The sequence below is a fragment of the Falsiroseomonas selenitidurans genome (assembly GCF_012103215.1).
GTDB lineage: Bacteria > Pseudomonadota > Alphaproteobacteria > Acetobacterales > Acetobacteraceae > Falsiroseomonas > Falsiroseomonas selenitidurans.
This window is the reverse complement of record NZ_JAAVNE010000020.1, coordinates 64859-91554: the sequence shown is the minus strand read 5'-3', so window position 1 is coordinate 91554 and position 26696 is coordinate 64859. Positions and strand designations below refer to the sequence as shown.

Below are 26696 nucleotides of genomic sequence, written 5' to 3'. Positions count from 1 at the left end.
AGGCCGTGGCGGCGCGGCTGAAGGTGGCGCGGGTGGTGGGCAATGGGGCCGGGGCGCTGTCGGGGGGGGAGGGGAGGGTGGTGGGGGTGGGGGGCGCGCTGATGGCCGAGCCACGCCCGCTGCCGCCGGCCGAACCCGCCGCCGCAAGGCCGCCGGCCGCTCCGCCTGCTGCTGCCCCGCCTGCTGCCGCTCCAGCCACGCCGCTTGCCGCCTCCCAGGCTGCGCCGCCGCCGCTTTCCGGCCCGCCGGCGGCACCGACGCCGGACCTGCTGGCCCCCCCGGCGCCGCCCCCCGCCGACCTGCTTGCGCCTCGCGCGGACTGAACCCTTCCGCTATCCTGGCCAACCGACCACCCACGGACCCGTACGAAGATGACCGAGGAGTTCCACCGCATCCGGCGCCTGCCGCCCTATGTCTTCGCCGAGGTGAACTCGGCCAAGGCCAAGGCCCGCGCAGCCGCCGAGGACATCGTGGATCTCGGCATGGGCAACCCGGACAGCCCGACGCCGCCGCATATCGTGGCCAAGCTGGTCGAAGCGGTGGCCGACCCGCGCACCCATCGCTACTCCGCCTCCAAGGGCATCCCCGGCCTGCGCAAGGCGCTGGCCGGCTATTATGCCCGCCGCTTCAACGTGAAGCTGGACCCGGAGACGGAGGTGGTGGCGACGCTGGGCAGCAAGGAAGGCCTGGCCAATCTGGCTGCCGCCATCACCAGCCCGGGCGACACCATCCTGGTGCCCAACCCGTCCTATCCCATCCACCAGTTCGGCTTCGTGCTGGCCGGCGCTTCGGTTCGCTCCATCCCCTGCACCCCGGATGACGAGATGCTGGCGGCGCTGGACCGCGCCGTGCGCCATTCCGTGCCGAAGCCGACCGCGCTGATCGTGAATTTTCCGTCGAATCCCACGGCGATGCTGGCGGATCTGTATTTCTACCGGCAGATCGTCGATTTCGCCCGCAAGCATGAGATCTTCATTCTCTCGGATCTGGCCTATTCCGAGATCTATTTCGGCACGCTGGTGCCGCCTTCCATCCTGGAAGTGCCGGGGGCGAAGGATGTGGCGGTGGAATTCACCTCCATGTCCAAGACCTACAACATGCCCGGCTGGCGCATGGGCTTCGCCGCCGGCAATCCGCGGCTGATCTCGGCGCTGACGCGGGTGAAGTCCTACCTGGACTACGGCGCCTTCGCCCCCATCCAGATCGCCGCCGCCGCGGCGCTGAACGGCCCGCAGGACTGCGTGGCGGAGATGCGCGAACTCTACCGCGAACGCCGCGACGTGATGGTGAAGGGCCTGGCCTCGGCCGGCTGGAAGGTGCCCTCTCCGGACGGTTCCATGTTCCTCTGGGCACCGATCCCCGATCGCTTCCGCCACCTGGGCAGCGTCGATTTCTCCAAGCTGCTGCTGGCCAAGGCAAAGGTCGCGGTCGCCCCCGGCATCGGCTTCGGCGAGCATGGCGACGGCCATGTCCGCATCGCCCTGGTGGAGAACAGCCAGCGCATCCGCCAGGCGATGCGCGGCATCCGCAGCTTCCTCACCGCCGACAATGCCGGCCCCGTCGAGGTCCCCATCGAGACCCCCGACGCGGCCTGATCGCTTGATTGGAATCTCGCACATGACCAAGCCGCTTTCCGTCGCGGTCGCCGGCCTCGGCACGGTCGGCGCCGGCCTGTTGACGCTGCTGCGCGACAATGCGGCGACCATCGCGGCCCGCGCCGGCCGGCCCATCGCCGTCACCGCCGTTTCCGCGCGCGACCGCAACCGCGACCGCGGCGTCTCCATCGCCGGGCTGCGCTGGTACGACGACCCGGTGGCGCTGGCCCACGACCCGCATGTGGATGTGGTGGTGGAGGCGATCGGCGGCACCGAGGGCCAGGCTGCCGACCTCGTGCGCGCGGCGCTTGCCGCCGGCAAGCCCGTGGTCACCGCCAACAAGGCGCTGCTCGCGGTGCACGGCGCGGCGCTGGCGCAACTGGCCGAGGCCAAGGGCGTCGTCTTGTCCTACGAGGCCGCGGTGGCCGGCGGGATCCCCGCCATCAAGGCGCTGCGGGAAGGCCTGGCGGCGAACGACATCAGCCGCGTGATGGGCATCCTGAACGGCACCTGCAACTACATCCTGACGCAGATGCGGGAGCGCGGGATCGAATTCGCCCAGGCGCTGAGCGAGGCGCAGAAGCTGGGCTATGCGGAGGCCGACCCGGCCTTCGACGTGGACGGCATCGATGCCGCGCACAAGCTGGCCATTCTGGCGGCGCTGGCCTTCGGCCGGCCGGTGGATTTTGCCGCCGTGCATGTGGAAGGCATCCGCAGCGTCTCCGCCCTCGACATCCGGCTGGCCGAGGAACTCGGCTACCGCATCAAGCTGCTCGGCATCGCCCGGCGCACCGAAGCGGGGATCGAGGCGCGGATGCATCCCTGCATGGTGCCGGTGGCGCATCCCATCGCGCGCGTCGACGGCGTGTTCAATGCCGTGGTGGCGGAAGGCGATTTCGTCGGCCGGGTGGTGCTGGAAGGCCGCGGCGCCGGCGCCGGCCCGACGGCGAGCGCCATCGCCGCGGACCTGATCGACATCGCCCGCGGCCGGGCCACGCCGGTCTGGGGCGTGGCCGGGCGCGACCTCTCGCAGGCGCCCTCCGTCCCGATGGACAGCCGGGTGGGTGCCTACTACCTGCGGCTGATGGTGCTGGACCGCCCCGGCGTCATCGCCGACGTGACCGCCGCGCTGCGCGACCACGCCATCAGCCTGGAGAGCATGCTGCAACGCGGCCGTGCGCCCGGCGAGGCGGTGCCGGTGGTGGTGACCACCCATGATTGCCAGGAATCGCAGATGCTGGCGGCCATCGCGCGGATCGAGGCGCTGGAAGCGGTGCTGGAAAAGCCGGCGATGATCCGGATTGAAACCCTGTAGACCTGCATGGCCCACTCCCCCCCGGGGAGTGGGCCGGGGCGAGGGGGCTACAGCCGGCGCAGCACGCCGCAGACATGTTCCACCTGCTGGTCCGTCAGCTCGGGGAACATCGGCAGGCTCATCACCTCGCCCACGGCGCGGGCGGTCTCGGCGCAGCCGGCCGGGCCCAGCGGGGTGCGGCCGCGATAGGCCGGCTGCAGATGCACCGGTGCCGGGTAGTGGATGGCGCTGGCGATGCCCTCCGCCCGCAGCCGCGCCATCAGCGCCGCCCGATCCGGCACCCGCAGCACATATTGGTGGAAGACATGGCCGGCATCGATCCGCCGCGCCGGCGGGGCGATGCGCCCGCCCTGGGTCAGCGCCGCGTCATAGGCCGCGGCCACCTGGCCGCGCCGGGCATTGGCCGCGTCCAGCAGCGGCAGCCGCACCCGCAGGATCGCCGCCTGCACCTCGTCCAGCCGGCTGTTCACGCCGACGCCGTCGCTGATGTAGCGTTCCTTCCAGCCATATTGCCGGATGGCGCCGATGCGGTCGGCCAGCGCCGCGTCTTCCGTGCTCATCACCCCGGCATCGCCCAGCGCACCCAGGTTCTTGGTCGGGTACAGCGAGAAGCAGGCAGCATCGCCCATGGTGCCCACCTTGCGGCCGCCCAGCGTCGCGCCATGCGCCTGGCTGCAATCTTCGATCACCATCACGCCGTGTTCGCGGCAGGCGGCCAGCATCGGGTCCATGTCGCAGGCCTGGCCGTAGAGATGCACCGGGATGATGGCGCGGATCGGCGGCAGGCCCGGCGGCGGGTCCGCCAGCACCGCCACCAGCTCCTCCGCATCCATGGTGAAGGTATCCGGGTCGATATCGACCAGCAGCGGCGTCGCACCCACCATCTCGATCGCGGCGACGGTGGCCACGGCAGTGTGGGAGACGGTGACCACGGTGCAGCCGGCGCCGATGCCCATGCCGCGCAGCGTCAGCATCAGCGCATCCGTGCCATTGGCGCAGCCCACGGCGCGCATGTCCCGCGCGCCGGGGGCGCGACCCGCGCCCTGCCAGGCGGCGAACTCCTTCTCGAAGCTCGCGCCTTCCTGGCCCAGGATGTACCAGCCGGAGGACAGGGCGCGCGCCACGGCGGCGTCGATCTCGGCCTTCTGGGCGCGGTAGCCGGCGCCCGGGTCGGCCTGGGGCACGGTGATGGTGGTGGCGTTCATGGACATGCCTCCTGCTCAGGCAAACAATTCTCTGGCGCGTGTCAGGCGATATATTCGGCGAGTCGCGGGCGATACCAGTCCAGTGAGCGTCGCAGCCCTTCATCCACATCCACCCGCGGCCACCAGCCGGTGGCGGCGCGGAAGGCGCGGTCGTCGGCGGCGTAGCTGCCGATGTCGATCTGCGCCCGGTCGGCGGGGAAGGTCTTGTTCACATAGCTGCCCTGGCCGCCATTGGCGGCGATCAGCCGCTCCGCCAGCTCCTTCAGGGACAGCGGTGGCGGGCCGCCCAGGTTGAAGACACGGCCATTCACCTCCGGCCGCGCCGCCTGCAGCCCGGCGCGCAGGAAGGCGTCCGTCACGTCGTCCAGATAGGTCAGGTCGCGCAGCTGCTCCCCGCCCCACACCTCGAAGGGCTCGCCCTCCAGCACCCGGCGGATCCAGATGCCGAGGAAGGTCTGCTTGGCATCCTTGATGCGCAGCCGCGGGCCGTAGCAATTGGTCAGGCGCAGGGAGACAACCGGCCGGTGATGCACCCGGCTTTCCAGCAGCCAGTACTGCTCCCCCGCCCATTTGGAGACGCCGTTGGCATCCGGCGGGTTCACCGTGTGCTTCTCATCCACCGGCAGGTATTGCGGGCGGCCGTAGAATTGCCGGGTGGAGGCGTGCACCACGGTCGCCTTCGGCGCCGCTTCGCGCATCACGCCGATCAGCCGCACCTGCGCCACCGCGTTGATGGCGATGTCGGAGACCGGGTCGCGTTGGCCGCCCATGTGGCTGGTCTGCGCCGCCATGTTGAACAGCACGTCAATGCCGTTGCACAGGCTATGCAGCTCGGCGTCGCGGATATCGCCGCGCACCAGCATCACGTTGCTGCCTTCGAGGTTGAGCGGATTGGCGCCGCCATCCGGCTCCATCGCATCGAGGGCGACGACGCGCGCCCCCTCCGCCGCCAGGGCGTGGCACAGCCCGCTGCCCAGGAAGCCGGCGCCGCCGGTCACCAAAACGCGCTTGCCGCGCCAGCCATCCATCTTCCTGCGTCCCAGTCCCGAGCCGTCTGTGGCGTTGTCGCGCCGGATTGCGGCAGTCCGGCGGCCCCGTCCAGGCCCCGCGATGGCGAATGGTGAAAATCGACCGTCGCGGGACCCGGCGAATGAAGCGTTCAGCCCGGCGCCAGCGCCACCCCGGTGATCTCCACCTTCCAGCGCGGATCGACCAGAGCGGCCTGGATGGTCATGCGCGCCGGCTTGGCGGCGGGGTCCATCCAGGCATCCCAGGCGCGGTTCATCGCCGGGGCGTCCCGGATATCGGCCAGCACCACGGTCACGCTCAGCAGCGCCCGCTTGTCGGTGCCGGCTTCCGCCAGCAATGCGTCGATCTGCGCCAGGATATCCGCCGTCTGGCCTTCCGCATCCAGGCTGGCGTCATCCGCCACCTGGCCGGCCAGCCACACCAGGCCGCCCCCCGCCACCGCGCCCGAAAGCCGCTGTTCCTCCGCCATCCGCGTGATCATGCGCGATCCTTCCCCTTCCAAACCGACGCGGCACCGGGCATGACCGGGGCCTGCGCGGAGGGTGACATGCAGGCCCTGATCGACAAAGCCGTCCTGGCCAGCCGTTGGCTGCTGGTGGTGTTCTTCCTTGGCATGGCCGTGGCCCTGGCGGCCTATGCCGTGGGATTCCTGAAGAAACTGTGGAGCTTCGCCTCGAATTCCCTGGCCGGGCGGGACACGCAGCAATTGCTGGACCTGTTGCACCTGCTGGACGCGGCGCTGGTGGCTTCCCTGGTCGTCACCGTCGCCATCTCCTCCTACGATAGCCTCGTCTCCCGCCTCGACCGGTCGGAGGAGCCGGAGGGTGGCGGCCGGGCGGCCAAGGTCGATGCCGGAAACCTGAAGATCAAGCTGGCCTCGGCGCTGATCGCCATCTCCTCCATCCACCTGCTGCAGATCTTCATGGAGGTGCAGAATTACGAGGACCGGCAGGTGGCCTGGGGCTTGGCCATCCATGGCATGTTCGTGGCCGGCGCCGTGGCGCTGGGCGTGCTGGACCGGCTGACGAAGAGGGCGTGAGCATGGCTATCGTCAGAGCCGCATGCGCGGAGGATCTGCCTGGCCTTCTGGCGCTCCTCCGCCATCTGAGCCCGGCGGACCCGACCCCGGCGCCGGCAGCGGCGGAGGCGGCGTGGGCGGCCTTGCTGGCCTCGGAGCTGATCCACATCCTGGTGGCGGAGCAGGCGGGGGCGCTGGTCGCCAGCTGCACCCTGGTGATCGTGCCGAACCTGACGCGGGGCGCGCGGCCCTATGCGCTGATCGAGAATGTGGTGACGCATGAGGCGCACCGCCGTCAGGGGCTGGGCCGCGCCGTGCTGGATGCGGCGGTGGCGCAGGCGCGGGCGGCAGGCTGCTACAGGATCGGCCTCGCGACCGGCTCGCGGCAGGAATCGACATTGCGCTTCTACGAATCCGCCGGCTTCACCCGCGACGCCAAGACCTGGTTCGAGATCCGCCCAACCTGATTGGCCGACGTGATCAGCCCGCCAGGTGCGGCCGCCGCGCCAGCCGCGCCCAAAGCCCGTCCACCGGGCCCGCCACCACGGACACCGCCCAGAACAGCCCGGCCGCCAGCACGATGGCGGGGCCGGAGGGCAGGTCCAGGTGGAAGCTGGCCAGCAGCCCGGCGCCGGCGGCGGCCACCGCCAGCCCCACCGCGGCATAGGCCATGCCGGACAATTCGCGCGACCAGTGCCGCGCGGCGACGGCCGGCAGCATCATCAGCCCCACCGCCATCAGCGTGCCCATGGCCTGGAAGGCGGCCAGGACGTTCAGCACCACCAGCACCAGGAACAGCCCGTGCCACAGCCCGCCGCGCACGCCCTCGGCCTGGGCGAAGCCGGGGTCGAAGCACTCCAGCGCCAGGGGCCGCCAGGCGAGCGCCAGGGCCGGAAGGGTCAGGGTGGCGACGCCGGCCATCAGCAGCAGGGCCTGGTCATCCACCCCGAGCACCTGGCCGAACAGCAGATGCGTCAGATCCCCCGCCCCGCCGCGCAGCGACACCAGGGTGACGCCGAGCGCCAGCGCAATCAGGTACAGCGCCGTCAGCGCCGCATCCTCCCGCCCCCCCGTGGCGCGGGACAGCGCGCCGGCGCCGACCGCCACCAGCAATCCCGCCACCAGCCCGCCCAGCGACATGGCCGGCACCGACAGGCCGGCGATCAGGAATCCGGCGGCGATGCCCGGCGTCACGCCATGCGCCAGCACTTCGGCCGTCAGGCTGGTGCGCCGCAACATGAGGAACACGCCGAGCAGCGGCGCCGCCACGGCCAGCGCCAGGCATCCCACCAGGGCGCGGCGCATGAAGCCGAATTCTAGGAAGGGGCCGAACAGGAACTCCACCGCGTCAGGCCGCGCAGGCCGGCGCCGCCTCGTCCCAGGCTTCCGCCATCCGCCGCGCGCGCAGGCGGTTGGCGGCGGACAGCACCTCGGCCGTCGGGCCGCAGGCAATCGCCTCCCGCGCCAGCAGCAGGCAATCGGGGAATTCACGCTGCACCAGGTCCAGGTCGTGCAGCACCGCCAGCACGGTCCGGCCCTCGCCATGCCAGCGGCGCAGCACGGCCAGGAGGTCGGCGGCGGTGCGGGCATCCACGGCGTTGAACGGCTCATCCAGCAGGATCAGGTCGGCATCCTGCACCAGCAGCCGGGCAAACAGCAGGCGCTGGAACTGGCCGGCGGACATCGCGGCGACCGGGCGCCTGGCGAAGCCGCCAAGCCCCACGGCCTCCAGCGCCGCCTGGGCGCGGTCGCGCTCCGCCCCGCCGGCGGCACGGAAGGCACCCAGCCGCGACCACAACCCCTGCAGCACCACGTCCAGGCACAGGATGGGAAAGCTGCGGTCCATGCCGGATTGCTGCGGCAGCAGGGCGACACGCGCCCGGCTGCCCGAGAGCACCACACGCCCCTCATCCACCCGGTGCAGCCCGGCGATGCTGCGCAGCAGAGTGGTCTTGCCCGCCCCGTTCGGCCCGACGATCGCCGCCAGAGACCCCGGCGCGAAGCGCGCGGTGACGTGATGCACCGCCGGGTGGCGCTGATGCGTCGCCGTCAGGTTGGCCAGCTCCACCGCCGGCCCGCGCGGCGCGGCGCTCATGCGGCGAAGGCCCAGGCTACCGCGGCCCACAGCGCCGCCAGCACGCCGGCCGCCAGCAGCAGCCGCGCAGCGGCGCCGGAGGACAGGTCGAGCGGGTCGCGCGGCAACTGGGGGAGGGGGAGGCGCATGGTTACCTTATAACGTCACACCCTCTATAGCGTTCGGCGTCGCCCTGGGCAAAGCCCCTGCGGCGGACTACCTGCGCAGGCGATGCAGGACAGACCCGCCCATTTGCCACATCCGCCCCGCCTTCCCCAAGCCGAGGACCCCGAGATCGCGCTGCGGCGCGGCCTGCGCCGGCATCGCGCGGCCGCCACCGGCCTGCTGGCCGGCATGGGCGGGTTGCTGCTGGGCAGCTACGCGCTGCCGCCCTCCTATGCCACGGACCTGCTGCAGGCGGCCGCCAAGGCCGGCGTGGTGGGCGGCATCGCCGACTGGTTTGCGGTGACGGCGCTGTTCCGCCACCCGCTCGGCCTGCCCATCCCGCACACCGCCATCATCCCGATGCAGAAGGAAAGGCTGGGCGCCGGGCTCGGCCGCTTCGTTGCCAACCATGTCTTCACCGAGGCCGAGGTGGCGCGGGTGCTGGCGCGGCTGGATCTCGCCAGCGTGCTGCGCGACTGGTTCTCTGACCCCGATGCGGTGCAACCGGCCGCCGCGGCCCTGTCCCGTGCCATGCCGCGCATCCTGGCGAGCCTGGAGGATGGCCGCGCGCGCCGCCTGCTCGGCCGGCTGCTGCCGCGCATCGCCGGCGGCCCCGGGGCCGCCCGCGTCCTGGCCCGCGCGCTGACCGCGCTGATCGAGGGCGGCCGGCACCAGGAGGTGTTCGACCTGGCGATCGGCCAGCTCAAGACCGTTCTGGTGGCGAAGGAGGACCAGTTGCAGGCCGCGATCGCCGCGCGGGTGCGGGCGGAAGGCGGCGCGCTGGTTGGCTGGATCGCCGGCGCCGGCATTGCGCGGCGCGTGCTGTCGGCCCTGAATGCGGAGCTGGACCGGGTGCAGCCCGGCGACAGCGACCTGCGCGCCGCCTTCGAGGCCTGGATCCGTGGCGAGATCGCGCGGCTGGAGACGGATCCGGAACGCGCCGCCGCCGTCGGCCGCGCGTTGCGCGACGCCCTGGCGCATCCCGCCGTCGCCGCCTGGCTGGGCGATATCTGGGGTCGGCTGCGCGCGGCGCTGGAGGCCGATGCCACCAATCCGGAAGGCCGCACCGTGCAGGCGCTGGCCGGGGCGCTGGGCAATCTCGGCACCATGCTGGCCGAGGACCCGGCGGCGCGGGAAAGGCTGAATCGCGCGGCGGAGCGCGCCCTGATCGCCCTGCTGCCGCGCGCCCGAACCCAGCTTTCGGAGTTCATCGCCAGCGTGGTGCGGGGCTGGGACACCGCGACGGTGACGGAGCGCATCGAACTGCGCGTCGGGCGCGACCTGCAATATGTGCGGATGAACGGGACGCTGGTGGGCTTCCTGGTCGGCGGCACCCTGTTCGCCCTGCTGACGGCCCTGTTCGGCCGCGTCGCCGTGTAGCGGAAACGGAGCGCGGCCGAACCCGGGACCACGGGGTTCGGCCGCTTCAGCCGCATCGCTCAGGCGGCGCGGTTCTGCCGCCGACGCACCATGCCCAGGCCCAGCAGGCCGGCACCGAACAGGGCGAGGGAGGCGGGCTCCGGCACCGGCACCGCCGTCAGCGTCACATTGGCGCCGTTGGTGATGGAGCCGTTCTCCGCGAAGTACATGTCGCCGACATCGACCACGAAGCTGCCGCCATCGCCGAAGTTCACCGCCACCGGATCGAAGTCGATGAAGAAGTCGGTGATGCTGACGCCGGGGATGTTCTCCAGCAGGTCATCGACCGGGCCGCTGAAGGCGCCGGTGGCGGCCACCACCTGCACCAGTTCCGACAGCGGGCTGGTGAAGGTCAGGTTGGCGACGACGTCGAGATTGTTGGTCTCGTTGGAGAGCAGGTTCGACGGGAAGCTGCCGCAGAACAGCGTCGGGTTGATGCAGGTCTCGTTCAGCGTCACGCGGCCGAACAGGAAGGACTCCGTCTCGCCGAGATTCAGGCTGAAGGATTGCGGGGTGACCAGGTCCGTGAAGGTCGCGTCGAGCTGCCCGTTGCCCGTGCCGTAGCCGGAGCCGATATCGAAGCCGCCGGAGAGGATGCTGAAGCTCACCGGGCCGGCCTGTGCCGCGGAAACGCCCATCAGGGCCATGGCGCCGACCGCGGCGCCGAGAATGTTCTTGAACATGGCTGTCGATCCCTTGTCTGGCAGCAGGAGCGCTGCGGGCAGACAGACAGCAACCGCCGTGCCAGGCGGGAACCCTATTGATTCTGAATGATTCCTTTACCGTTTCGCCGCAAAACCGGCAGGGGTGTCAACTGCGGCGACTCATGTTCCATCGCGTGGGATCTCGTCCAAATCAAAAACCACTTTAAGTCGCTGATAGGGGATTGACCTGCATGATCCTGGTCTCGCGTCCAAGGAAACACAGGAACATGACCACACCCTCCCGCGATCCCCTGCTGGCCCTGATTGACAGCGTCTACCTCGCCGTTATGCGGCGGCTGCGCGCCGGCGATCGGTGATTTAAAGCATTTTCGAGCCTTGCGGCTTCGCAAGGCGACTCGGAAAATGCGTCGGAACAAAAAGGTAGAGCCATTTCACCGTCCTCGCCGTCGGTGAAATGGCACTAGCCTCAATAGGCAATGCGGTCCGGCTTCGCCGCCCACTCGGCGAAGACCTCCAGCGCCTCGGCCGCCAGCAGGCGGCGCATCGGCAGGTGGCGGGAATCGATGGGCAGCGCCACCTCGCGGTACAGGACGTCGTCGTCGAAGCCGATCGCCGCGGCCTGCGCCCGGCCATTGGCGTAGACCACGCGGTCGCAGCGCGACCAGTACAGCGCGGCCAGACACATCGGGCAGGGCTCGCAGCTGGTGAACACCGTGGCGCCGCGCAGGTCGAACCGGCCGAGCGCGGTGCAGGCGCGGCGGATCGCGACGATTTCCGCATGCGCGGTGGGGTCGTTGGTGCTGGTCACCTGGTTCCAGCCTTCCGCCACGACCCGCCCTTCCGCCACCACCAGCGCGCCGAAGGGCCCGCCCGCGCCGCCTTCCATGCCGCGCCGCGACAGGGCGATGGCCTGGCGCATGAAATCCTCGTCCGTCACCGCGTGCGCTGCCTCGTCCGTCATGGCGGTCCCTCGACGTGGCGGGGCGAAGGCCCCACCTTGCGAAGGTGGAGGGTTCCCGATGCCGCTTGCTCTGTCCATTCTCGACCAGTCCACCATCGCCTCCGGCCGCGGCGCCGATGCGGCGATCCGGGAGACGCTGGCGCTGGCCCGGCTGGCGGATGGCCTGGGCTATCGCCGCTACTGGCTGGCCGAACACCACAACAGCGAGGCCCATGCCGGCACGGCGCCGGAGGTGCTGGCCGCGGCCATCGCCGCCACCACCCAGCGCATCCGGATCGGCACCGCCGGCGTGATGCTGCCGCACTATTCCGCCCTGAAGGTGGCGGAGCAGTTCCGGGTGCTGGAGGCGATCGCGCCTGGCCGCATCGACCTCGGTGTCGGCCGCGCCCCCGGCTCGGATGGCCGCACCGCCTATGCGCTGAACCCGGATGCGGCGGCCGCGGCGGACCGCTTTCCGCAGCAGGTGCAGGACCTGATGGGCTGGCTCGGCGACGGGCTGCCGGATAGCCACCCCTTCCGCATGGTCGCCGCCAACCCGGCGATCCCGACGCGGCCGGAGCTGTGGATCCTCGGCAGCTCGGATTTCGGCGCCCAGCTCGCCGCCTATTTCGGCCTGCCCTACTGCTTCGCGCATTTCATCACCGATGGGCGCGGCAGTGAGGGCGCCATGGCACTGTACCGGGAGGGATTCCGCCCGCATCCCGGCGTGGCGGGCCGGCTGGCGAGACCGCAGGGCGCGCTGGCCGTCTTCGCCCTGACCGCGGGCACGGAGGCGGAGGCGTTCCGCCTGTTCCAGTCCCGCGCCCTGTCGCGGCTGTGGCGCGACCAGGGCGTTTTCGCCCCGCTGCCCAGCGTGGAGGAGGCCGAGGCCTATCCCTACACGGCGGAGGAGGCGGCGCGGGTGGCCCGGATGCGCGCCCGCGCCCTGGTCGGCGCCCCCGAACAGGTGGCGACACGCCTGGCCGCGCTGGCCGAGGCGCATGGGGTGGAGGAGATCGCCGTGCTCAGCCCCTGCCACGACGCGGCCGCGCGGCAGGAAAGCTACCGCCTGTTGGCGGCGGCGGTTGCAACATTGCGGGTCGCCGAGGCGGCCTGAACGCAACACGGTTTCGCGGCGCTTCACGCCACGTGCCGGCTCATTGACCCTCCGACGCCGCCCGGCGCCTGCTGCGCCACCGGCGCCCCTCGGCGACGGCCGGAGGTCCACCGATGAGCTATCGCACCACGCCCAGCATGGGCCAGTTGCATGAGAATTCCTGCTGGGCCGCCTGCCTTGCCTGGTGGCTGAAGGCGGTGGCCGGCGGCCGGCCGAGCTGGACGCAGCGCGAGATCATCGACATCTACTGGCGCAGCGTGGACGACAACGGCGCGATGCAGCCGCAATACCTCGTCACCGCCTGGTCGCGGGACAAGCGGCTGAAGATGGGCACCATGGTGTTCAAGACCCCCCACGCCACGCTGGACCGCCTGCCGATCGGCCCCACGCCGGTCTGCATCGCCTTCAAGCACCTGACCGGCTTCGCCCATATGAACGTGATCTGGCCGAACGGGCCGGGAAGGGTCATCGCGATGGAGCCGTATTTTCCCTTCCCCGGCGCCAATGGCCGGCGCACCGGCCGCTTCGTGGACCGCGAGATCGAGCACTACAACTATGGCGACGCGGTGATCCTGGCCTATGCCAATCCCTTCGCCGGCGAATCCGACACGCCAGGTTGAACAGCACCGGCGCCGCACCCGGTCAGGCGCCATCGCCCGACGCATCGCGCGGCGCATCGAAGCGGGCCGGGCGTCGACGGTGGCGTTGCCGCGCGCGGTGTCGGCCCACGGCCTCGCCCAGCGCCGGAAGGCCCAGCAGCGGCGCCGTCAGCACCGCCAGCAGGCCAGCCCCCGCGCCCCATGCCGGCCCGCCCAGCACCAGCGCGGCACCGGCGCCGGTCCAGGTCAGCGCATTCACCGCCACCCCGATGCCGAACAGCCAGCGCATCCGCCGCTGCCTTGCCGCGGCCGCGCCGGCATCGCCCTCGGTCCAGGGGGTGCCGCGGGGGGAAACCTCATAGAGCCGGTCCGTGGCGACCCGGAACGGCTTCTCCGTCAGCGGCGCATCACCACGAAGACCGGCCGGCCCTGCTGGCGGGCACGGCGCAGCCGCCACCAGATGGACCCGGCACCGATCAGCCCGGCCACCAGCAGCACCGGCAGGATCAGGCCGACGAAGACCACGGCCAGCGACGCCAGAACGAGGCCGCCGGCAATGAGGGCGATCAGCAGCGCCACGCCGCCGACGCGCGCCAGGGTGCGGTCCAGCCAGCCCGGCTGGGGCGGGGCCGGCGGGTGCCGGAACTCCCCCTCGGGCGTCATGTCCAGGACGGGCGGGGTTCGGTGCGTTTCCATGGACCATGATGTTGCCCGGCCCGGGTTTCCATTCAAGGGTCCGGCAAAGTTACGGCGCGTCACGACCCCGGCGGTCGTCACCCGGCGGGCGCCGCATCCACCACATGGAAGCCGACGCTCACCGTGTCGTTCCAGCTTTCCGCCCTGAGATGCCCGGCGAGGTGCAACACACCGCCACCAAGCAGCGCGGCGGCCAGCGGACCCTCCTTCGCCCGAAAGCAGATGGCCTTCAGCCGCGGCCCGCCGCCCTCGCCCTCGAGGAAGGCGCGGATGGTCCCGCCCTCCTTGCCGACGCGGTCGGCCCGGACCACCCGGGCACGGGACAGCACGAAGACCGGTTCCTCGTTCCCGGCGCCGAAGGGGGCCAGGCGCGCGATCTGGCTGGCCACCTCCACCGTCGCGCCGGGCACCGTCAGCGCCCCTTCCACCCACAGGTCCGCCGCACCGGGCAGTTCCGCGGCGTGGGAAAGGCGTTCGTCGAGGAAGGCGTGGAACTCCCCCTCCCGCGCTGCCTGAAAGCTGAAGCCCGCGGCCATGGCGTGGCCGCCGCCGGTCTCCAGCAGCCCGGCCTGGCGCGCGGCGATGATGGCCGCCCCCAGATCCACCCCGGCGACGGAACGGCCGGATCCCTTGGCCAGCCCCTCATTGAGCCCGGCGACGCAGGCTGGGCGGTTGAAGCGTTCCTTCATCCGCCCGGCGACGATGCCCACCACGCCGGGGTGCCAGCCCTGGCCCACCACCAGCAGCACCGGATGGCCATGGCCGGCCTGGCGTTCCGCCTCCGCCATGGCGGCGGCCAGCACATCCGCCTCCACCTCCTGCCGCCGCTTGTTCACGAGGTCCAGGCGCTCCGCCATGGCACGGGCCTCGATCGCGTCATCCTCCAGCAGCAGCCGCAGGCCGAGGTCGCTTTCGTCGATGCGGCCGGAGGCATTTATTCGCGGGCCCAGGAGGAAGCCCAGGGTGTGCGCGCTGGGCGCATCCTTGGCCAATGCCACATCCAGCAGCGCGGCGATGCCGGCCCGGCCACGGCGGGCCATCACCTTCAGACCCTGCGCCACCAGGGCGCGGTTCAGCCCGGTCAGCGGCATCACGTCGCAGACGGTGGCCAGCGCCACCAGGTCCAGCAGGTCCAGCAGTCGCGGTTCCGGCCGGCTGGCGAAGGCGCCGCGGCGCCGCATTTCCCGCACCGTGGCGACGGCAGCCAGGAAGGCGACGCCGGCGGCGCAAAGATGGCCAAGGCCGCTGCGGCAATCCAGCCGGTTGGGATTGACCGCGGCGCGCACCATCGGCACCGGGCCTTCCGCCTTGTGGTGGTCCAGGATGACGATGTCCGCCCGGCCGCGCGCGGCCTCCAGCGCCACCGCCGCGGCGATGCCGCAGTCCACCGTGACGATCAGCGTCGCGCCGCGGTCGCAGATGGTGGCGATGGCGCGGGTATTGGGGCCGTAGCCCTCATTGATCCGGTCCGGCACGTAGTGGGTGACGCGGCAGCCGATCTCGCGCAGGAAGCGCACGGTCAGCGCGCCGGAACAGGCGCCGTCCACGTCGTAGTCGCCGAACACCACCACCTGTTCCTGCGCCTGCGCCGCATCGGCCAGCCGGGCGGCGGCGGCATCCATGTCGCGCAGCGAGGAGGGGTCCGGCAGCAGGGCGCGCAGCGTCGGTTCCAGGAAATCCGCCGCCGCCTCCACCCCCACGCCGCGGGCGGCCAGCAGCCGCCCCACCAGCTCCGGCAGCCCCAGGCGCTGGGCGATGCCAAGGCCGATGCGCGCATCGCCCTGGCGCCAGGTCCAGCGGCGGCCGAGCGCGCTGCGGGCGACGCCGAGCGCGAGGTTGTCAGCGGGTGGGGTGGCGGCGTCGTTCAACCGGCGAAGGCCGCGGGCTTCAGCGCGAAATTGTGGTGCCCTTCGACGTACCGGACCGTGCCGGACTTGGAGCGCATGACGATGGAATGGGTGATGGCGCCCTTGCCGAAGTCGCGCACGCCGCGCAGCATCGGGCCGGTGGTGACGCCGGTGGCGGCGAACATCACGTCGCCCCTGGCCATGTCGGTCATGGAATAGACGCGCTGCGGGTCGGTGATGCCCATTTCCTTGGCGCGCAGCACCTGGTCATCGTTCTCGAAGATCAGGCGGCCCTGCATCTGCCCGCCGATGCAGCGCAGCGCCGCGGCCGCCAGCACGCCTTCCGGCGCCCCGCCGGAGCCGAGGTAGATGTCGACGCCCGTATCGATCTGGGAGACGGCGACGACGCCGGAGACGTCGCCATCGGGGATCATCATGATGCGCGCGCCGGCGGCGCGGCAGCGCTTGACGATCTCCTTGTGCCGGTCGCGGTCCAGCAGGCAGACGACGAGATCGGTGACGCTGCGGCCCTTGGCGCGGGCCAGGTTCCGGAGATTTTCCTCCACCGAGGCATCGAGGTCCACCACGCCGTCCGGCAGGCCGGGGCCGACGGCGATCTTGTCCATGTAGATGTCGGGCGCGTGCAGGAAGCCGCCCTTCTGGGCGAGCGCCACGCAGGCCATGGCGTTGGGGCCGCCCTTGGCGGTGATGGTGGTGCCTTCCAGCGGGTCCACCGCGATGTCCACCTCCGGCCCGCCGCCCGCCTTGGCATAGAGGCCGACCTTCTCGCCGATATAGAGCATCGGCGCCTCGTCCATCTCGCCCTCGCCGATCACCACGGTGCCGGAGATGGCGACGGTGTCGAAGGCGCGGCGCATGGCTTCCACGGCGGCGCCGTCGGCGGCGTTCTTGTCGCCGCGGCCCATCCAACGGCTGGCCGCCAGCCCCGCCGCCTCGGTCACGCGCACCAGCTCCAGCGCCAGGTTGCGGTCGACATGGACCTGACGGTCATGCTCGGCCATGTCTCATCCTCCACGCCTTCGCCATGACTTATAGCAGCACCCTGACCGGTGGAAGGGCACCCCCGGCCGGAGCCGCCCCTCCGACCCCTGGCCGCCAGCATCAGGTCGGATGCCGTCCCACCTGGGAGGATCGCCACGCCGTTCCCGACGGGTGGCGATGCCCCGGGCCTACCCGATGATCAGCAGGTCGCTCGCCGCGAGGCCCGGGGCGCCGGTGAGCGTGCAGATGAGCACCTCCGCCGCCGCCCCGGCGCCGTCCGCGTCCCAGGCAAGCTGGCCGTTGGCGGTGTCGTAGACGAACTGCCCCAGATTGCCGGTCCCGACCGCCCCGTTCCCCGCCACGAAGCGGGATGCGTCGAGCGCCCCCAGCGAGAGCGTCGGGTCGAAGCCGGCGCTGGAGAAGGCGAGGCGGTCGCCAGCCGTGAAATCGGCCACGGTGTCGCCGCCCTGCAAGGCATTGCCCCAGAGGAAGCGGTCCGCCCCCGCCCCGCCGGTGAGCTTGTCGGCGCCGTCGCCGCCGATCAGCGTGTCGGCGCCGTCATTGCCATACAGCGTGTCCTGCCCGGCCCGGCCGTCCAGCAGGTCGTTCCCGCCATAGCCCGAAATCCGGTTCGCGACATCCGAGCCGTAGATCGTGTCCGACATCGCCTTCGAGCCGACCACCTGCTCGATCGAGGTGAAGGTGTCGGTGCCGCCGAGCCCGTCCTGCGCCGTGCCGGCGGCGAGGTCCACCACCGCGCCGGTCGTGCTGCTGAACCAGCTCGCCAGGTCCACCCCCTCGCCGCCATGGAAGGTGTCGTTGCCGCCTTCGCCGCGGAACCAGTTGTCGCCGTCGTTGCCGAGCAGGAGATCGCGGAACTGGCTGCCGCGGGTGGCGCCGATGTTCACCAGCGTGTCGGTGGTGCCCCAGCCATCGATGCCGGTCTGGGCAACCAGGTCGACGGTGACGCCGTAGCCGTCGCCGTCCAGATCCGCGTCCGTCAGGTAGTCGGCCGAGACCCAGCGCTCGTCACCCTCGGCGGCACGCAGCGTGTCGGCGCCCTGGCTGCCGCGAAGCTGGCATTCCATCTGCTCGCTGATCACCCCGGCATCGTCGATCTTCTTGCCCTCGAAATCGTCGCCGAAGGCGGTGCCGAACAGCACCTCGAATTCGTTGTCGGGCCCGATGCCGAGGAATTCGACATTTCCCCAGCCATCATTGGCGATGACGCCGGTCAGCAGGCTGGCCACGGCGCCCTGGGTCTGCACGCCCTCGCTCTCCGCATAGGCGGCGAAGGAGAGGAAATCCATGCCCTTGCTGCCGACCAGCACGTCCACGCCCTGGCCGCCGAAGATGGTGTCGTCGCCCCAGCCGCCGATGATCGTGTCGTCGCCGGCCCAGCCGAGCAGGCGCTCGCCATATTCCCAGGGCTGGTCGCCGCCCTGGATCCAGTCGCCCTGGTTGGTGCCGATGATGCCCTGGATCTTGTCGAAGCTGTCCACGTAGCCGTGCCCGTCGCGGCCGGTGCCCGCCTCGATCAGGTTGCCGAAGGAGGAGACGGCGTCCACCGCGGAGAGGTTGATCTCGATCGCGCCGGGGCTCTCCCGGTAGTCGGCGAGGACGCGGCTGTCGGCGAAGGGCGCGCGCAGCGTGTCGTTGCCTTCCAGGCCCTTGATGTGGGTGTTGCTGCCGGTGTCGCGCCCGGTGATGTCGTCGTTCAGGCGCGAGCCTGCGATCTCCTCGATATTGGCCAGCGTATCGGTGCCGCCGTAGCCGTCCTGGGAGACGATGCCGGTCTGCAGATTGGCAACGATGCCCGTGGCGGCCATCGGCGCGAGGTGGCTGCCGTCGTAGCGGACGGAGTCCCAGCTGCCGCCGCCGTCGATGCTGTCGTTGCCGCCGAGGCCGCGGAAGACGTTGCCCTTAGAATTGCCGGTCAGCGTGTCGTTGCCCATGCCGCCGGAGGCGGCGTCGATGCCGCTGAAGGCGTCGGTCGCGCCGCTGCCGTCCACCGCCTTGCCGGTGGCGATGTTCACGGTGACGGCGACGGTCTCGTCGGAATAGTCGAGCCAGTCCTGGCCGTTGCCGCCGCTGATCGTATCCGCGCCGTGGCCGGGCATGAAGGTCTCGTCCTGCCAGCCACCATAGAGCGTGTCGTTGAAGGCGGTGGCGCGGATGCGCACGACGTTGTCGAGCACGTCGGTCTCGGTGCCGATCTTCGCCGTGCCGCTGGTGGAGCTGGCATTGCCGAGCCGGGCGTTGATGGCCTGCGTGCGGTCGGCGTAGTCGGCGATGTTGTCCCGCACGCCGAAGCCCTGGATCGTGTCGTTGCCGGCGCCGCCGATCAGGAACACGTTCGCCGTGGCCACCGCGGTCGCATGGCCCATCAGCAGGTCGTTGCCGGCGCCACCTTCGGCGCGCTCGAGGGTGTCGCCGGTGGCGGCGTGGGTGAGGTCGAGCCGGTCGTTGCCCTCGCCGCCGAGGAGCGTGTCGCGGCCGGTGCCGCCGATCAGCGTATCAGCCCCTTCAAGGCCGTTGAGCAGGTCGTGGCCGGCCCCGCCATCCAGCAGATCGTCGAGCGCGCCGCCGTCCAGCGTGTCGTTCAGTTTTGGCTTCGAATAGCCGAGGTTGAGGATGATGGGCATGGCGGGATCTCCGTGCGTCCTGATGACGGACGGCAATCTCGTTCGGCGGCGTTACGGGCGGATGCCGCCCCGTGCGGCGTTTGCTGCGCGGCCTATCGGCGCCGTGCAACCGTCGTCACATGGTTGCGCGCCTGTTGCAGGTGTTCGAGGCGGAGAATGACCGCAGCCGCCTCGACCACCCTATCGAGCGCTCCATGCGGGCCAGCACGGCCCGTTCGGTCACCACGGCGCGGCCCGACGCCCTGGCGCTGCGGGCGACGCCGGGCGCGAGGTTGTCAGCGGGTGGGGTGGCGGCGTCGTTCAACCGGCGAAGGCCGCGGGCTTCAGCGCGAAATTGTGGTGCCCTTCGACGTACCGGACCGTGCCGGACTTGGAGCGCATGACGATGGAATGGGTGATGGCGCCCTTGCCGAAGTCGCGCACGCCGCGCAGCATCGGGCCGGTGGTGACGCCGGTGGCGGCGAACATCACGTCGCCCCTGGCCATGTCGGTCATGGAATAGACGCGCTGCGGGTCGGTGATGCCCATTTCCTTGGCGCGCAGCACCTGGTCCTCGTTCTCGAAGATCAGGCGGCCCTGCATCTGCCCGCCGATGCAGCGCAGCGCCGCGGCCGCCAGCACGCCTTCCGGCGCCCCGCCGGAGCCGAGGTAGATGTCGACGCCCGTATCGATCTGGGAGACGGCGACGACGCCGGAGACGTCGCCATCGGGGATCATCATGATGCGCGCGCCGGCGGCGCGGCAGCGCTTGACGATCTCCTTGTGCCGGTCGCGGTCCAGCAGGCAGACGACGAGATCGGTGACGCTGCGGCCCTTGGCGCGGGCCAGGTTCCGGAGGTTTTCCTCCACCGAGGCATCGAGGTCCACCACGCCGTCCGGCAGGCCGGGGCCGACGGCGATCTTGTCCATGTAGATGTCGGGCGCGTGCAGGAAGCCGCCCTTCTGGGCGAGCGCCACGCAGGCCATGGCGTTGGGGCCGCCCTTGGCGGTGATGGTGGTGCCTTCCAGCGGGTCCACCGCGATGTCCACCTCCGGCCCGCCGCCCGCCTTGGCATAGAGGCCGACCTTCTCGCCGATATAGAGCATCGGCGCCTCATCCATCTCGCCCTCGCCGATCACCACGGTGCCGGAGATGGCGACGGTGTCGAAGGCGCGGCGCATGGCTTCCACGGCGGCGCCGTCGGCGGCGTTCTTGTCGCCGCGGCCCATCCAGCGGCTGGCCGCCAGCCCCGCCGCCTCGGTCACGCGCACCAGCTCCAGCGCCAGGTTGCGGTCGACATGGACCTGACGGTCATGCGGGGTGTCGGTCTCAGCCACGGGTCATCCTCCGGATCCTGTGCGGACCTGATTGCCCTGAACCGCGGGCGGCGAAAAGGGGCTTGCATGTCCCCAATCGGTGACTTATGAATGTCTCCACACAGTGACAATTCCTGGAGACCCCCGATGATCCCGCGCCGTTCCGCCACCCTGGCCGCCTTGCTGCTCCTCGCCGCCTGCGCCGGCCAGCAGACCACCGCCACCGGCTTCCTCGCCGCCCCGCCGCCCGCGGCCGAGGATGGCAGCCGCGCCTTCACCGCCGTGCCGGACCGCCTGCGCGGCTATCGCAGCGTCTGGGTGGAGGAGGTCGCCTTCAGCCCCGGCGCCGGCGCGCCGGAGGCCCCGGATGCGGCCGAGCTCGCGGCGCTGCGCGCCAGCTACCGCGCCGCGCTGCGGGAGGCCTTCGCCGCCCGCAACTACCTCCTGCTGGACGCCGCGCCGGCCAATCCGGCAGAGTCGCTGCGCGTGCGCGCCGCCATCACCGGCTACGAGCGGGCCAATGTCAGGCTGAACCTGGCGACCACGCTGCTCATCGGCCCGGTCACCGGCGGCGGCGCGGCTTCCGAGGCCGAGGTGGTGGACGCCACCACCGGCGAGCGCCTGGCGGCGCTGTCCACCCATGGCAACGCGACGCCCTGGCTCGGCGGGCCGCTGAACTACTATCGCGCACATGGCCATGCGCGCGCCGCGCTGGCCCGCCACGCCGCCGCCCTGGCTGCCCAGCTGCCGCGCCGCCCGCAGAACTGGGCCGACGCCCGATGAGCCCGGCACCCACCCCGCGGCCGCGCGACGCCGCCACCCCGCGGTCGCGCGACCGCGATGCCACCGCCCGCGGCCTGATGCAGGCCGCAATCCGAGTCCTGGCGCGGGACGGCTTCACCGCGCTCGGCCCGAACGCCGTCGCCGCCGAGGCCGGTTGCGACAAGAAGCTGATCTACCGCTATTTCGGCGGCATGGACGGGCTGCTGGAGTCGCTGGGCGAGGACATTGCCCTCTGGCTCGCCGGCCCGCCGCCCGAACTGCCGGAAGGCGCTGCCTACGGCAACCGCATCGGCACGCTGCTCTCGGCCTATGCCGAGGGCCTGCGCGGCGACCTCGCCCTGCAGCGGCTGCTGGCCTGGGAGCTGGCCGAGACCGGCGCCCCGCTGCGCAAGCTGGACGCCGCCCGCAGCGCCGCCTTCGGCCAATGGGTGGGCGGGATGCTGCGCGGCAGCAGCCCGCCGGCAGGCGTCGACGCGCCGGCCGTCAACGCCGTGCTGCTGGCGGCACTGCATTACATGACGCTCGCGAGACGCAGCATGGGCCGCTTCGCGGGCCTCGACCTGGCGACTCCGGAGGGCCAGGCGCGGCTGGACGCGGCGCTGGCCTTCCTGGTGGACCGTGCCTACGGGCCGGCGCCGGAGGACGCGCCATGATCCCCGGCCTTGCGCTGATCCTCCTCGTCCTGGTGCTGAACGCCGCCTTCACTGTGCTGTCCGTCCTGTTCGGCTATGACGACGTGCTGCGCCTGCCGCCGGGCGAGGTGATGGCCCGCTTCCACGCCGCCGGTCCGGCGCTGGTGGTGGCCTGGATCGCCTTTGCCGCCGGCGCCTTGGCCTTTGCCTGGATCGGGCCGATGGCAGAACGCCGCGCCGGCCTTTCGGGCCAGGGCTGGCTCGCCCCCGCCGCCGCCCTGGCCATGGCAGCGGGCCTGCTGCGCTGGGTGGTCGCCGTGCCGGTGCTGGCCGCCGCGCACCAGGCGCCGGGCGCGACGGAGGTGACGCAGGTGGCCATGGCAGCCGCCTATATCGCGCTGCACCAGTTCGCCGGCGCCGGGGTGGGGGAGGTGCTGGGTCAGGTGCTGCTCTGTGCCTGGACGCTGCGGCTTTCCCTGGCCCTGGCCCCGCGCCAGCCCTGGCTGGCCGCCTTCGGCCTGCTGCTGCTGCCGCTGTGGCTGCTGGGGCTGAGCGAACCGCTGGCCGCCGGCCTGCCCGCCCTGCCGGTTGTGGAAGCCGCGCCCATCGCCTTCATGGCGTGGGAGGCATGGCTGGTGGCGATCGGCCTGGCCTGGATCGTCGCGGCGCTGCGCCCGGCCTCGCCAGCCACCGCCTGAACCGCGCTGAGGGTGCCTTCGTGCCGCCGTCTGCCGCGCTGCAAAATCCGCTGGCGAAAGCACCCTTCGCAGATGCAGCATGGGCTGGCCATGAACGACGCCCCCCCGGCGGATCCCGCCCGCGACACCATCGCCGAGCTGCTGCTGCGCCTGCGTGAGGCGCGGGAGGCTGCGGCCACCGACCCCTTTGGCGACCCGGTCCTGCTGATCGCGCTGGCGATCAGCCGGCGACTGGATGATGGTCGCCTCGATGCGGAGGCGGTCGCCGTCATCCTCGCGCGGCTGGCCGATGGTGCCGCGGCGGAACGCGCCCGGCGCCTTGCCGCCTATGTCGGGCTGGACCGCGGCGGCCCGGCGCTGGAAGCGCTTGCGGCGCGGCTGGTGCGGCCGGATCCGCAGGACAGCCCGGTGCCCTTCGCCACCTTCCGGGAGATGGTGGAGCGGCCGCGCTTCGCCGCCGTCTTCACCGCGCATCCCACCTTCTCCCTGCCGCCGGCCACTGGCGCGGCGGTGGCGGCTTCGGCCTCCGGCGCCAATTTCCCCGGCGGCCTGTCGCATCGCCCGGCAGCGCCGACGCTGACCGAGGAATTCGTTCAGGCCGCTTCCGCCATCCAGCGCGGGCGGGATGCCCTGGATGCGCTGAACGATGCGCTGCTGCGCGCGGCGGGCGGCATCTGGGGCGACCGCTGGCAGGCGCTGCTGCCGGCGCCGATCCTGCTGACCTCCTGGGTCGGCTACGACACGGATGGCCGCACCGATATCGGCTGGTGGGACACGATTGGCCTGCGGCTGACCATGAAGCGTCTGCAATTGCAGCGGCTGGCGGCGCAACTGGCCGCCATCGGCCCTTGCGCCGCGCCGATTGCCCGCCGGGTGGCCGAGGCCGAGGCCGCGGTGGCGCGGCAGCTGGAAGCCCTGCCGCAGACCCCGGTTCCGGAGGCGGTGCAGGGCTTCGCTGCGGTGCTGATCGGCGAACGGGCGGCGGCGCTGACCGATCCCGGGCCGCTGCTCGGCCTGTTCCCCGCCGCCATGGCGGCGGCGGCGGACGAGGCCGCCTGCCGGGCGCTGGCCGTGGCCCGGGCGGGACTGGCGGCGCATGGCCTGGCGCTGGCGCATACGCATACGCGGCTCAACGCCAGCCAGATCCACAACGCGCTGCGCCAGCGCCTGGGGCTGACCGCCAGCCCGGACGACATGGCCAGCCGCCGCGGCCTGCTGGCGGCGATGAATGCGGCGCTGGGCGAGGTGCAGGCGCAGCCGGTGGATTTCGGCGCGCTGATGGCGGAACAGGCTTCCGCCGTGCGGCTGATGATGACAGTGGCGCAGATCGTCAAGCATGTGGATGCCAGCCAGCCCGTGCGCTTCCTGATCGCGGAGACCGAAAGCGGCTACACGCTGCTCGGCGCCCTTTGGCTGGCCAAGCGCCTGGGCATCGACCAGCACATCGAGATCTCGCCCCTGTTCGAGACGGCAGAAGCGCTGGAGCGCGGCGACAAGGTGGTGGAGGAGGCGTTGCGCAGCCCCGTCTTCCGCGACTATCTGCGCGCCCATGGCCGGTTGTGCCTGCAATTCGGCTATTCCGATTCCGGCCGCTATGTCGGCCAGCTGCCCGCCAGCTACCTGGCGGAGCGCCTGAAGCTGCGCCTGGCGGACCAGCTGCGCCGGCACGGGCTCTCGGACATCGAGCTGGTGCTGTTCGACACGCATGGCGAGAGCATCGGCCGCGGCGGGCATCCGGACAGCCTCGCGGATCGGCTGGCCTACCTCTCCCCGCCCCAGGCCCGCGCCGCACTGGGCCGTGCCGGGCTGAAGCTGCGGGAGGAGAGCAGCTTCCAGGGCGGCGACGGCTACCTGCTGTTCGGCACCCCGGCGCTGGCCATCGCCACCATCGCCCGCATCGCCGAGCACGCCTTTGCCGCCCCACCGGCGGAGCCGGACCCGATCTATGCCGAAAGCGACTACGGCGCCGACTTCTTCGCCACCATCCGGCGCGAGATGCAGGTGCTGGTGGAGGATCCCGGCTACGCCGCGCTGCTGGGCGCTTTCGGCCCCGGCCTGCTGGACCGCACCGGGTCGCGCCCCGCGGCACGGCAGTCGGACATGGGCGGGCCGGCGCGCATCAGCCACCCGTCGCAGCTGCGGGCCATCCCCAACAACGCCATCCTGCACCAGATGGGCTGGCTGGCGAACACGCTGCACGGGCTGGGCGCGGCGGTGGCCGCCAATCCGGACGGCTTCGCCGACATGCTGGCGAAAAGCCCGCGCTTCGCCCGCGCCGTTGCCATGGCCGCCCGCGCCGCGGCGTATTCGGACCTCGGCGTGCTGCGCGCGGGGGTGGACACGCTGGACCCCGGCCCCTGGCTGGACCGCGCCGGCGCCACCACCCGCCCCGGGCGGCGGGAGGAGCTGATGGACGTGGCCGCGGCGCTGGAAAGGCTGGGCCTTTCAGCGGATGTGCGGCGCATGTTCCGCCGCCTGCAAGCGGACCACTTGGCGCTGCGCGCTGCCTGGCCGGCGCTGCCGCGCATGGCGGACCGGCTTGTGCTGCTGCATGCGTTGCGGCTGGCGCTGATCCATCGCATCTGGCTGCTGGCCGTGCAGATCCCGGAATTCAGCCCGCGCCACGGCGCGACGCGGGAGGCGCTGGTGCGCGGCATCCTGCAACTGGACGTGGAACGCGCCCTGTCGCTGCTGGCCGATGTCTTCCCTGCCCGGCCGGACCCCGCCACCGGGCTGGATTTCCACGAACCCGCGCCGGGCCGCGGCGGGGCTTCCTACGCCGCCGAGCACGCGGCGCTGTTCACACCCATGGCCCGGCTGTTCGCCCTGGTGCGGGAATGCTCCGCCGTGATCGTGCACGAGGTCGGCGCCTTCGGCTGAACCCGCGCCGCTGCCTGCCGTTCTGCCCAGGACCGGAAGGGGCAGGACCATGGGCTACGGGCGCTTCGCGGCGATGATCGCCACCTCCACGATCGTCATGTTCGGGCTGATGTACCTGAACACCTGGGCGGTGGAACATGTGTTCTTCAGCCAGACCAGGCTGTGGATGGCGCTGCTGATGGGGGCCACCATGGCCTTCATCATGATGCTGTTCATGCTGGGCATGTATCCGAATCGCCGTGCCAACGGCGCCATCCTGGCCGCCAGCCTGCTGGTCTTCGGCGGCTCGCTGTGGCTGGTACGCAGCCAGGCGACGGTGGGGCAGGTGGCCTGGATGAAGGCGATGATCCCGCACCACTCCATCGCGGTGCTGACCAGCGCGCGGGCCACCCTTCAGGACCAGCGGGTGCGCCACCTGGCGGACCAGATCATCGCCACCCAGCTGCGCGAGATCGCCGAGATGCGCGCCCTGGTGGCGGAGATCGAGCGCAGCCCGAGCCCGGCATCCGCGCCGGGCCTGCCGCCGCGGATGCCCTGAGCGCGGCTTGCCGCGTCAGGCGTTCTCCACCTCGCCGCCCGCCTCAACCCAGTCCTTGAAGCCGCCCAGGTTGCGCACGTCCTTGTAGCCCATGTCCCGCAGCGTCTTGCCCGCCAGGGCGGAGCGGCCGCCCGAGGCGCAGTAGACGATGATGGTCTTGGCGCGGTCGAAGGCGGCGTCGTGCAGCGGGCTTTCCGGGTCGGCGCGGAACTCCAGCAGGCCGCGAGAGACGGCGACGGCGCCCTTGGCCTTGCCCGAGGCCTTCACCTCCGCCGCGTCGCGCACATCCAGCAGCACCACCTGCGGCTGCTCGGCCATCGCCCTCGCCTCGGCCGGCGCAATCCGCGGCACGGCGTCGTTGGCGGCGGCGAGCATCTCCTTGACCGTGGTCGGCATGGCGGATCCGTTCCCTTGTCCTGGCACGCCACGCTAGCGCGATTGGCCAGGCTGCGGCCAGCCGCCGCCGGGCCGGTTCAACCATTCGGCATCCCGGACCAATGTTTAACCTTTCAGTTGACATTCCGGCCGCTGCGCCTGA

28 protein-coding genes are annotated in these 26696 nt (G+C 71.6%); 13 read left to right on the top strand and 15 right to left on the bottom strand.

Annotated elements, in window-relative coordinates; translation table 11 throughout:
- The 3 genes from HEQ75_RS27860 to HEQ75_RS13945 all read left to right on the top strand — a co-directional run.
- On the top strand, window positions 1–323 hold a 323-nt coding region (locus HEQ75_RS27860), incomplete at its 5' end, for a hypothetical protein (RefSeq protein WP_209318539.1).
- A 48-nt stretch (window positions 324–371) separates the two neighbouring features.
- Window positions 372–1595, top strand: a complete 1224-nt coding sequence (locus HEQ75_RS13950) for an LL-diaminopimelate aminotransferase (RefSeq protein ID WP_168031530.1) — start codon at window positions 372–374, stop codon at window positions 1593–1595.
- Window positions 1596–1617: 22 nt separating this feature from the next.
- A complete protein-coding gene (locus tag HEQ75_RS13945) occupies window positions 1618–2910 on the top strand; it encodes a homoserine dehydrogenase (RefSeq protein ID WP_168031528.1) in 1293 nt (430 codons plus the stop codon).
- A 47-nt stretch (window positions 2911–2957) separates the two neighbouring features.
- On the opposite strand, the gene HEQ75_RS13940 is transcribed toward HEQ75_RS13945, so the two are convergent.
- The 3 genes from HEQ75_RS13940 to HEQ75_RS13930 all read right to left on the bottom strand — a co-directional run bounded on the left by HEQ75_RS13940 (window position 2958) and on the right by HEQ75_RS13930 (window position 5625).
- On the bottom strand, window positions 2958–4115 hold the full coding sequence (locus HEQ75_RS13940) for a DegT/DnrJ/EryC1/StrS family aminotransferase (protein ID WP_168031526.1): 1158 nt from the start codon (window positions 4113–4115) through the stop codon (window positions 2958–2960).
- A 41-nt stretch (window positions 4116–4156) separates the two neighbouring features.
- Window positions 4157–5143 (bottom strand): NAD-dependent epimerase/dehydratase family protein, encoded by a 987-nt coding sequence (locus tag HEQ75_RS13935; protein ID WP_168031524.1) that lies wholly within the window; start codon window positions 5141–5143, stop codon window positions 4157–4159.
- Window positions 5144–5274: 131 nt separating this feature from the next.
- On the bottom strand, window positions 5275–5625 hold the full coding sequence (locus HEQ75_RS13930) for a RidA family protein (protein WP_168031522.1): 351 nt from the start codon (window positions 5623–5625) through the stop codon (window positions 5275–5277).
- A 66-nt stretch (window positions 5626–5691) separates the two neighbouring features.
- Here HEQ75_RS13930 and HEQ75_RS13925 point away from each other — a divergent pair, with 66 nt between their 5' ends.
- Both HEQ75_RS13925 and HEQ75_RS13920 read left to right on the top strand, forming a co-directional pair.
- Window positions 5692–6183: a YqhA family protein gene (locus HEQ75_RS13925; protein ID WP_168031520.1), complete on the top strand. Its 492-nt coding sequence runs from the start codon at window positions 5692–5694 to the stop codon at window positions 6181–6183.
- 2 nt (window positions 6184–6185) lie between these two features.
- Complete coding sequence (locus HEQ75_RS13920) at window positions 6186–6629, top strand: GNAT family N-acetyltransferase (RefSeq protein ID WP_168031517.1); 444 nt, start codon at window positions 6186–6188, stop codon at window positions 6627–6629.
- A 13-nt stretch (window positions 6630–6642) separates the two neighbouring features.
- Here HEQ75_RS13920 and HEQ75_RS13915 read toward each other — a convergent pair whose 3' ends face one another.
- Genes HEQ75_RS13915 through HEQ75_RS28790 form a run of 3 tightly spaced genes read right to left on the bottom strand, consistent with a single transcriptional unit; the run spans window position 6643 to window position 8385 of the window.
- A complete protein-coding gene (locus tag HEQ75_RS13915; RefSeq protein ID WP_168031515.1) occupies window positions 6643–7467 on the bottom strand; it encodes a metal ABC transporter permease in 825 nt (274 codons plus the stop codon).
- Window positions 7468–7510: 43 nt separating this feature from the next.
- Window positions 7511–8257 (bottom strand): metal ABC transporter ATP-binding protein, encoded by a 747-nt coding sequence (locus tag HEQ75_RS13910; protein ID WP_168031513.1) that lies wholly within the window; start codon window positions 8255–8257, stop codon window positions 7511–7513.
- Window positions 8254–8385 carry a hypothetical protein gene (locus HEQ75_RS28790; protein WP_268887754.1) on the bottom strand — a complete coding sequence of 44 codons (132 nt, stop codon included), beginning with the start codon at window positions 8383–8385 and terminating at the stop codon, window positions 8254–8256. The genes HEQ75_RS13910 and HEQ75_RS28790 overlap by 4 nt, the downstream gene beginning before the upstream one ends.
- Before the next feature lie 103 nt (window positions 8386–8488).
- On the opposite strand from HEQ75_RS28790, the gene HEQ75_RS13905 reads away from it, so the two are divergent.
- On the top strand, window positions 8489–9781 hold the full coding sequence (locus HEQ75_RS13905) for a DUF445 domain-containing protein (RefSeq protein ID WP_235961604.1): 1293 nt from the start codon (window positions 8489–8491) through the stop codon (window positions 9779–9781).
- 59 nt (window positions 9782–9840) lie between these two features.
- Here HEQ75_RS13905 and HEQ75_RS13900 read toward each other — a convergent pair whose 3' ends face one another.
- A complete protein-coding gene (locus tag HEQ75_RS13900) occupies window positions 9841–10503 on the bottom strand; it encodes a PEP-CTERM sorting domain-containing protein (RefSeq protein ID WP_168031508.1) in 663 nt (220 codons plus the stop codon).
- Window positions 10504–10951: 448 nt separating this feature from the next.
- Window positions 10952–11446, bottom strand: coding sequence for a nucleoside deaminase (locus tag HEQ75_RS13895; RefSeq protein ID WP_168031506.1), 495 nt, complete (start codon window positions 11444–11446; stop codon window positions 10952–10954).
- Between the two features lie 58 nt (window positions 11447–11504).
- Between HEQ75_RS13895 and HEQ75_RS13890 the strand changes: the two genes are divergently transcribed.
- Window positions 11505–12542: an LLM class flavin-dependent oxidoreductase gene (locus HEQ75_RS13890; RefSeq protein WP_168031504.1), complete on the top strand. Its 1038-nt coding sequence runs from the start codon at window positions 11505–11507 to the stop codon at window positions 12540–12542.
- A 113-nt stretch (window positions 12543–12655) separates the two neighbouring features.
- Window positions 12656–13162: a hypothetical protein gene (locus HEQ75_RS13885; protein WP_168031502.1), complete on the top strand. Its 507-nt coding sequence runs from the start codon at window positions 12656–12658 to the stop codon at window positions 13160–13162.
- Window positions 13163–13184: 22 nt separating this feature from the next.
- Here the strand turns inward: HEQ75_RS13885 and HEQ75_RS13880 are convergent, their stop codons facing one another.
- The 6 genes from HEQ75_RS13880 to glpX (HEQ75_RS13855) form a co-directional block, all read right to left on the bottom strand.
- Entirely contained in the window at window positions 13185–13430 is a 246-nt protein-coding gene (locus HEQ75_RS13880) for a hypothetical protein (RefSeq protein WP_168031500.1), read from the bottom strand.
- A gap of 107 nt (window positions 13431–13537) precedes the next feature.
- Window positions 13538–13837, bottom strand: coding sequence for a hypothetical protein (locus tag HEQ75_RS13875; RefSeq protein ID WP_168031498.1), 300 nt, complete (start codon window positions 13835–13837; stop codon window positions 13538–13540).
- A 77-nt stretch (window positions 13838–13914) separates the two neighbouring features.
- Window positions 13915–15705, bottom strand: coding sequence for a single-stranded-DNA-specific exonuclease RecJ (gene recJ, locus HEQ75_RS13870; protein WP_168031496.1), 1791 nt, complete (start codon window positions 15703–15705; stop codon window positions 13915–13917).
- Window positions 15702–16706: a class II fructose-bisphosphatase gene (gene glpX, locus HEQ75_RS13865; protein ID WP_168031494.1), complete on the bottom strand. Its 1005-nt coding sequence runs from the start codon at window positions 16704–16706 to the stop codon at window positions 15702–15704. The genes recJ and glpX (HEQ75_RS13865) overlap by 4 nt, the downstream gene beginning before the upstream one ends.
- Before the next feature lie 168 nt (window positions 16707–16874).
- Window positions 16875–19331, bottom strand: coding sequence for a calcium-binding protein (locus tag HEQ75_RS13860; protein WP_168031492.1), 2457 nt, complete (start codon window positions 19329–19331; stop codon window positions 16875–16877).
- A gap of 300 nt (window positions 19332–19631) precedes the next feature.
- The gene (gene glpX / locus HEQ75_RS13855) at window positions 19632–20648 is read right to left on the bottom strand and encodes a class II fructose-bisphosphatase (protein WP_168031490.1); all 1017 of its coding nucleotides are present in this window, start codon (window positions 20646–20648) and stop codon (window positions 19632–19634) included.
- A gap of 126 nt (window positions 20649–20774) precedes the next feature.
- On the opposite strand from glpX (HEQ75_RS13855), the gene HEQ75_RS13850 reads away from it, so the two are divergent.
- The 5 genes from HEQ75_RS13850 (at window position 20775) to HEQ75_RS13830 (ending at window position 26158) form a co-directional block, all read left to right on the top strand.
- Entirely contained in the window at window positions 20775–21410 is a 636-nt protein-coding gene (locus HEQ75_RS13850; protein ID WP_168031488.1) for a DUF3313 family protein, read from the top strand.
- Window positions 21407–22063, top strand: a complete 657-nt coding sequence (locus tag HEQ75_RS13845; protein ID WP_168031486.1) for a TetR/AcrR family transcriptional regulator — start codon at window positions 21407–21409, stop codon at window positions 22061–22063. Before HEQ75_RS13850 ends, HEQ75_RS13845 begins: the two co-directional genes overlap by 4 nt.
- Window positions 22060–22740 (top strand): DUF4386 domain-containing protein, encoded by a 681-nt coding sequence (locus HEQ75_RS13840; protein WP_168031483.1) that lies wholly within the window; start codon window positions 22060–22062, stop codon window positions 22738–22740. Before HEQ75_RS13845 ends, HEQ75_RS13840 begins: the two co-directional genes overlap by 4 nt.
- 90 nt (window positions 22741–22830) lie before the next feature.
- Window positions 22831–25620: a phosphoenolpyruvate carboxylase gene (locus HEQ75_RS13835; RefSeq protein ID WP_168031481.1), complete on the top strand. Its 2790-nt coding sequence runs from the start codon at window positions 22831–22833 to the stop codon at window positions 25618–25620.
- Between the two features lie 49 nt (window positions 25621–25669).
- The gene (locus HEQ75_RS13830; protein WP_168031479.1) at window positions 25670–26158 is read left to right on the top strand and encodes a DUF305 domain-containing protein; all 489 of its coding nucleotides are present in this window, start codon (window positions 25670–25672) and stop codon (window positions 26156–26158) included.
- 15 nt (window positions 26159–26173) lie between these two features.
- Here the strand turns inward: HEQ75_RS13830 and HEQ75_RS13825 are convergent, their stop codons facing one another.
- Window positions 26174–26554 carry a rhodanese-like domain-containing protein gene (locus tag HEQ75_RS13825; protein WP_168031477.1) on the bottom strand — a complete coding sequence of 127 codons (381 nt, stop codon included), beginning with the start codon at window positions 26552–26554 and terminating at the stop codon, window positions 26174–26176.
- Window positions 26555–26696 lie beyond the last annotated feature (142 nt).

What these genes read in the sequence shown, in the direction of transcription:
- HEQ75_RS13825 (WP_168031477.1), bottom strand. Translation starts at nt 26,554, where the DNA reads ATGCCGACCACGGTCAAGGAGATGCTCGCCGCCGCCAACGACGCCGTG.
- HEQ75_RS13910 (WP_168031513.1), bottom strand. Translation starts at nt 8,257, where the DNA reads ATGAGCGCCGCGCCGCGCGGGCCGGCGGTGGAGCTGGCCAACCTGACG.
- HEQ75_RS13890 (WP_168031504.1), top strand. Translation starts at nt 11,505, where the DNA reads ATGCCGCTTGCTCTGTCCATTCTCGACCAGTCCACCATCGCCTCCGGC.
- HEQ75_RS13950 (WP_168031530.1), top strand. Translation starts at nt 372, where the DNA reads ATGACCGAGGAGTTCCACCGCATCCGGCGCCTGCCGCCCTATGTCTTC.
- HEQ75_RS13860 (WP_168031492.1), bottom strand. Translation starts at nt 19,331, where the DNA reads ATGCCCATCATCCTCAACCTCGGCTATTCGAAGCCAAAACTGAACGAC.
- HEQ75_RS13895 (WP_168031506.1), bottom strand. Translation starts at nt 11,446, where the DNA reads ATGACGGACGAGGCAGCGCACGCGGTGACGGACGAGGATTTCATGCGC.
- HEQ75_RS13935 (WP_168031524.1), bottom strand. Translation starts at nt 5,143, where the DNA reads ATGGATGGCTGGCGCGGCAAGCGCGTTTTGGTGACCGGCGGCGCCGGC.
- HEQ75_RS13915 (WP_168031515.1), bottom strand. Translation starts at nt 7,467, where the DNA reads ATGCGCCGCGCCCTGGTGGGATGCCTGGCGCTGGCCGTGGCGGCGCCG.
- HEQ75_RS13880 (WP_168031500.1), bottom strand. Translation starts at nt 13,430, where the DNA reads ATGCGCTGGCTGTTCGGCATCGGGGTGGCGGTGAATGCGCTGACCTGG.
- HEQ75_RS13930 (WP_168031522.1), bottom strand. Translation starts at nt 5,625, where the DNA reads ATGATCACGCGGATGGCGGAGGAACAGCGGCTTTCGGGCGCGGTGGCG.
- HEQ75_RS13925 (WP_168031520.1), top strand. Translation starts at nt 5,692, where the DNA reads ATGCAGGCCCTGATCGACAAAGCCGTCCTGGCCAGCCGTTGGCTGCTG.
- HEQ75_RS13845 (WP_168031486.1), top strand. Translation starts at nt 21,407, where the DNA reads ATGAGCCCGGCACCCACCCCGCGGCCGCGCGACGCCGCCACCCCGCGG.
- HEQ75_RS13920 (WP_168031517.1), top strand. Translation starts at nt 6,186, where the DNA reads ATGGCTATCGTCAGAGCCGCATGCGCGGAGGATCTGCCTGGCCTTCTG.
- HEQ75_RS13900 (WP_168031508.1), bottom strand. Translation starts at nt 10,503, where the DNA reads ATGTTCAAGAACATTCTCGGCGCCGCGGTCGGCGCCATGGCCCTGATG.
- glpX (WP_168031494.1), bottom strand. Translation starts at nt 16,706, where the DNA reads ATGGCCGAGCATGACCGTCAGGTCCATGTCGACCGCAACCTGGCGCTG.
- HEQ75_RS13850 (WP_168031488.1), top strand. Translation starts at nt 20,775, where the DNA reads ATGATCCCGCGCCGTTCCGCCACCCTGGCCGCCTTGCTGCTCCTCGCC.
- HEQ75_RS28790 (WP_268887754.1), bottom strand. Translation starts at nt 8,385, where the DNA reads ATGCGCCTCCCCCTCCCCCAGTTGCCGCGCGACCCGCTCGACCTGTCC.
- HEQ75_RS13945 (WP_168031528.1), top strand. Translation starts at nt 1,618, where the DNA reads ATGACCAAGCCGCTTTCCGTCGCGGTCGCCGGCCTCGGCACGGTCGGC.
- HEQ75_RS13835 (WP_168031481.1), top strand. Translation starts at nt 22,831, where the DNA reads ATGAACGACGCCCCCCCGGCGGATCCCGCCCGCGACACCATCGCCGAG.
- HEQ75_RS13875 (WP_168031498.1), bottom strand. Translation starts at nt 13,837, where the DNA reads ATGGAAACGCACCGAACCCCGCCCGTCCTGGACATGACGCCCGAGGGG.
- HEQ75_RS13830 (WP_168031479.1), top strand. Translation starts at nt 25,670, where the DNA reads ATGGGCTACGGGCGCTTCGCGGCGATGATCGCCACCTCCACGATCGTC.
- HEQ75_RS13940 (WP_168031526.1), bottom strand. Translation starts at nt 4,115, where the DNA reads ATGAACGCCACCACCATCACCGTGCCCCAGGCCGACCCGGGCGCCGGC.
- HEQ75_RS13885 (WP_168031502.1), top strand. Translation starts at nt 12,656, where the DNA reads ATGAGCTATCGCACCACGCCCAGCATGGGCCAGTTGCATGAGAATTCC.
- HEQ75_RS13840 (WP_168031483.1), top strand. Translation starts at nt 22,060, where the DNA reads ATGATCCCCGGCCTTGCGCTGATCCTCCTCGTCCTGGTGCTGAACGCC.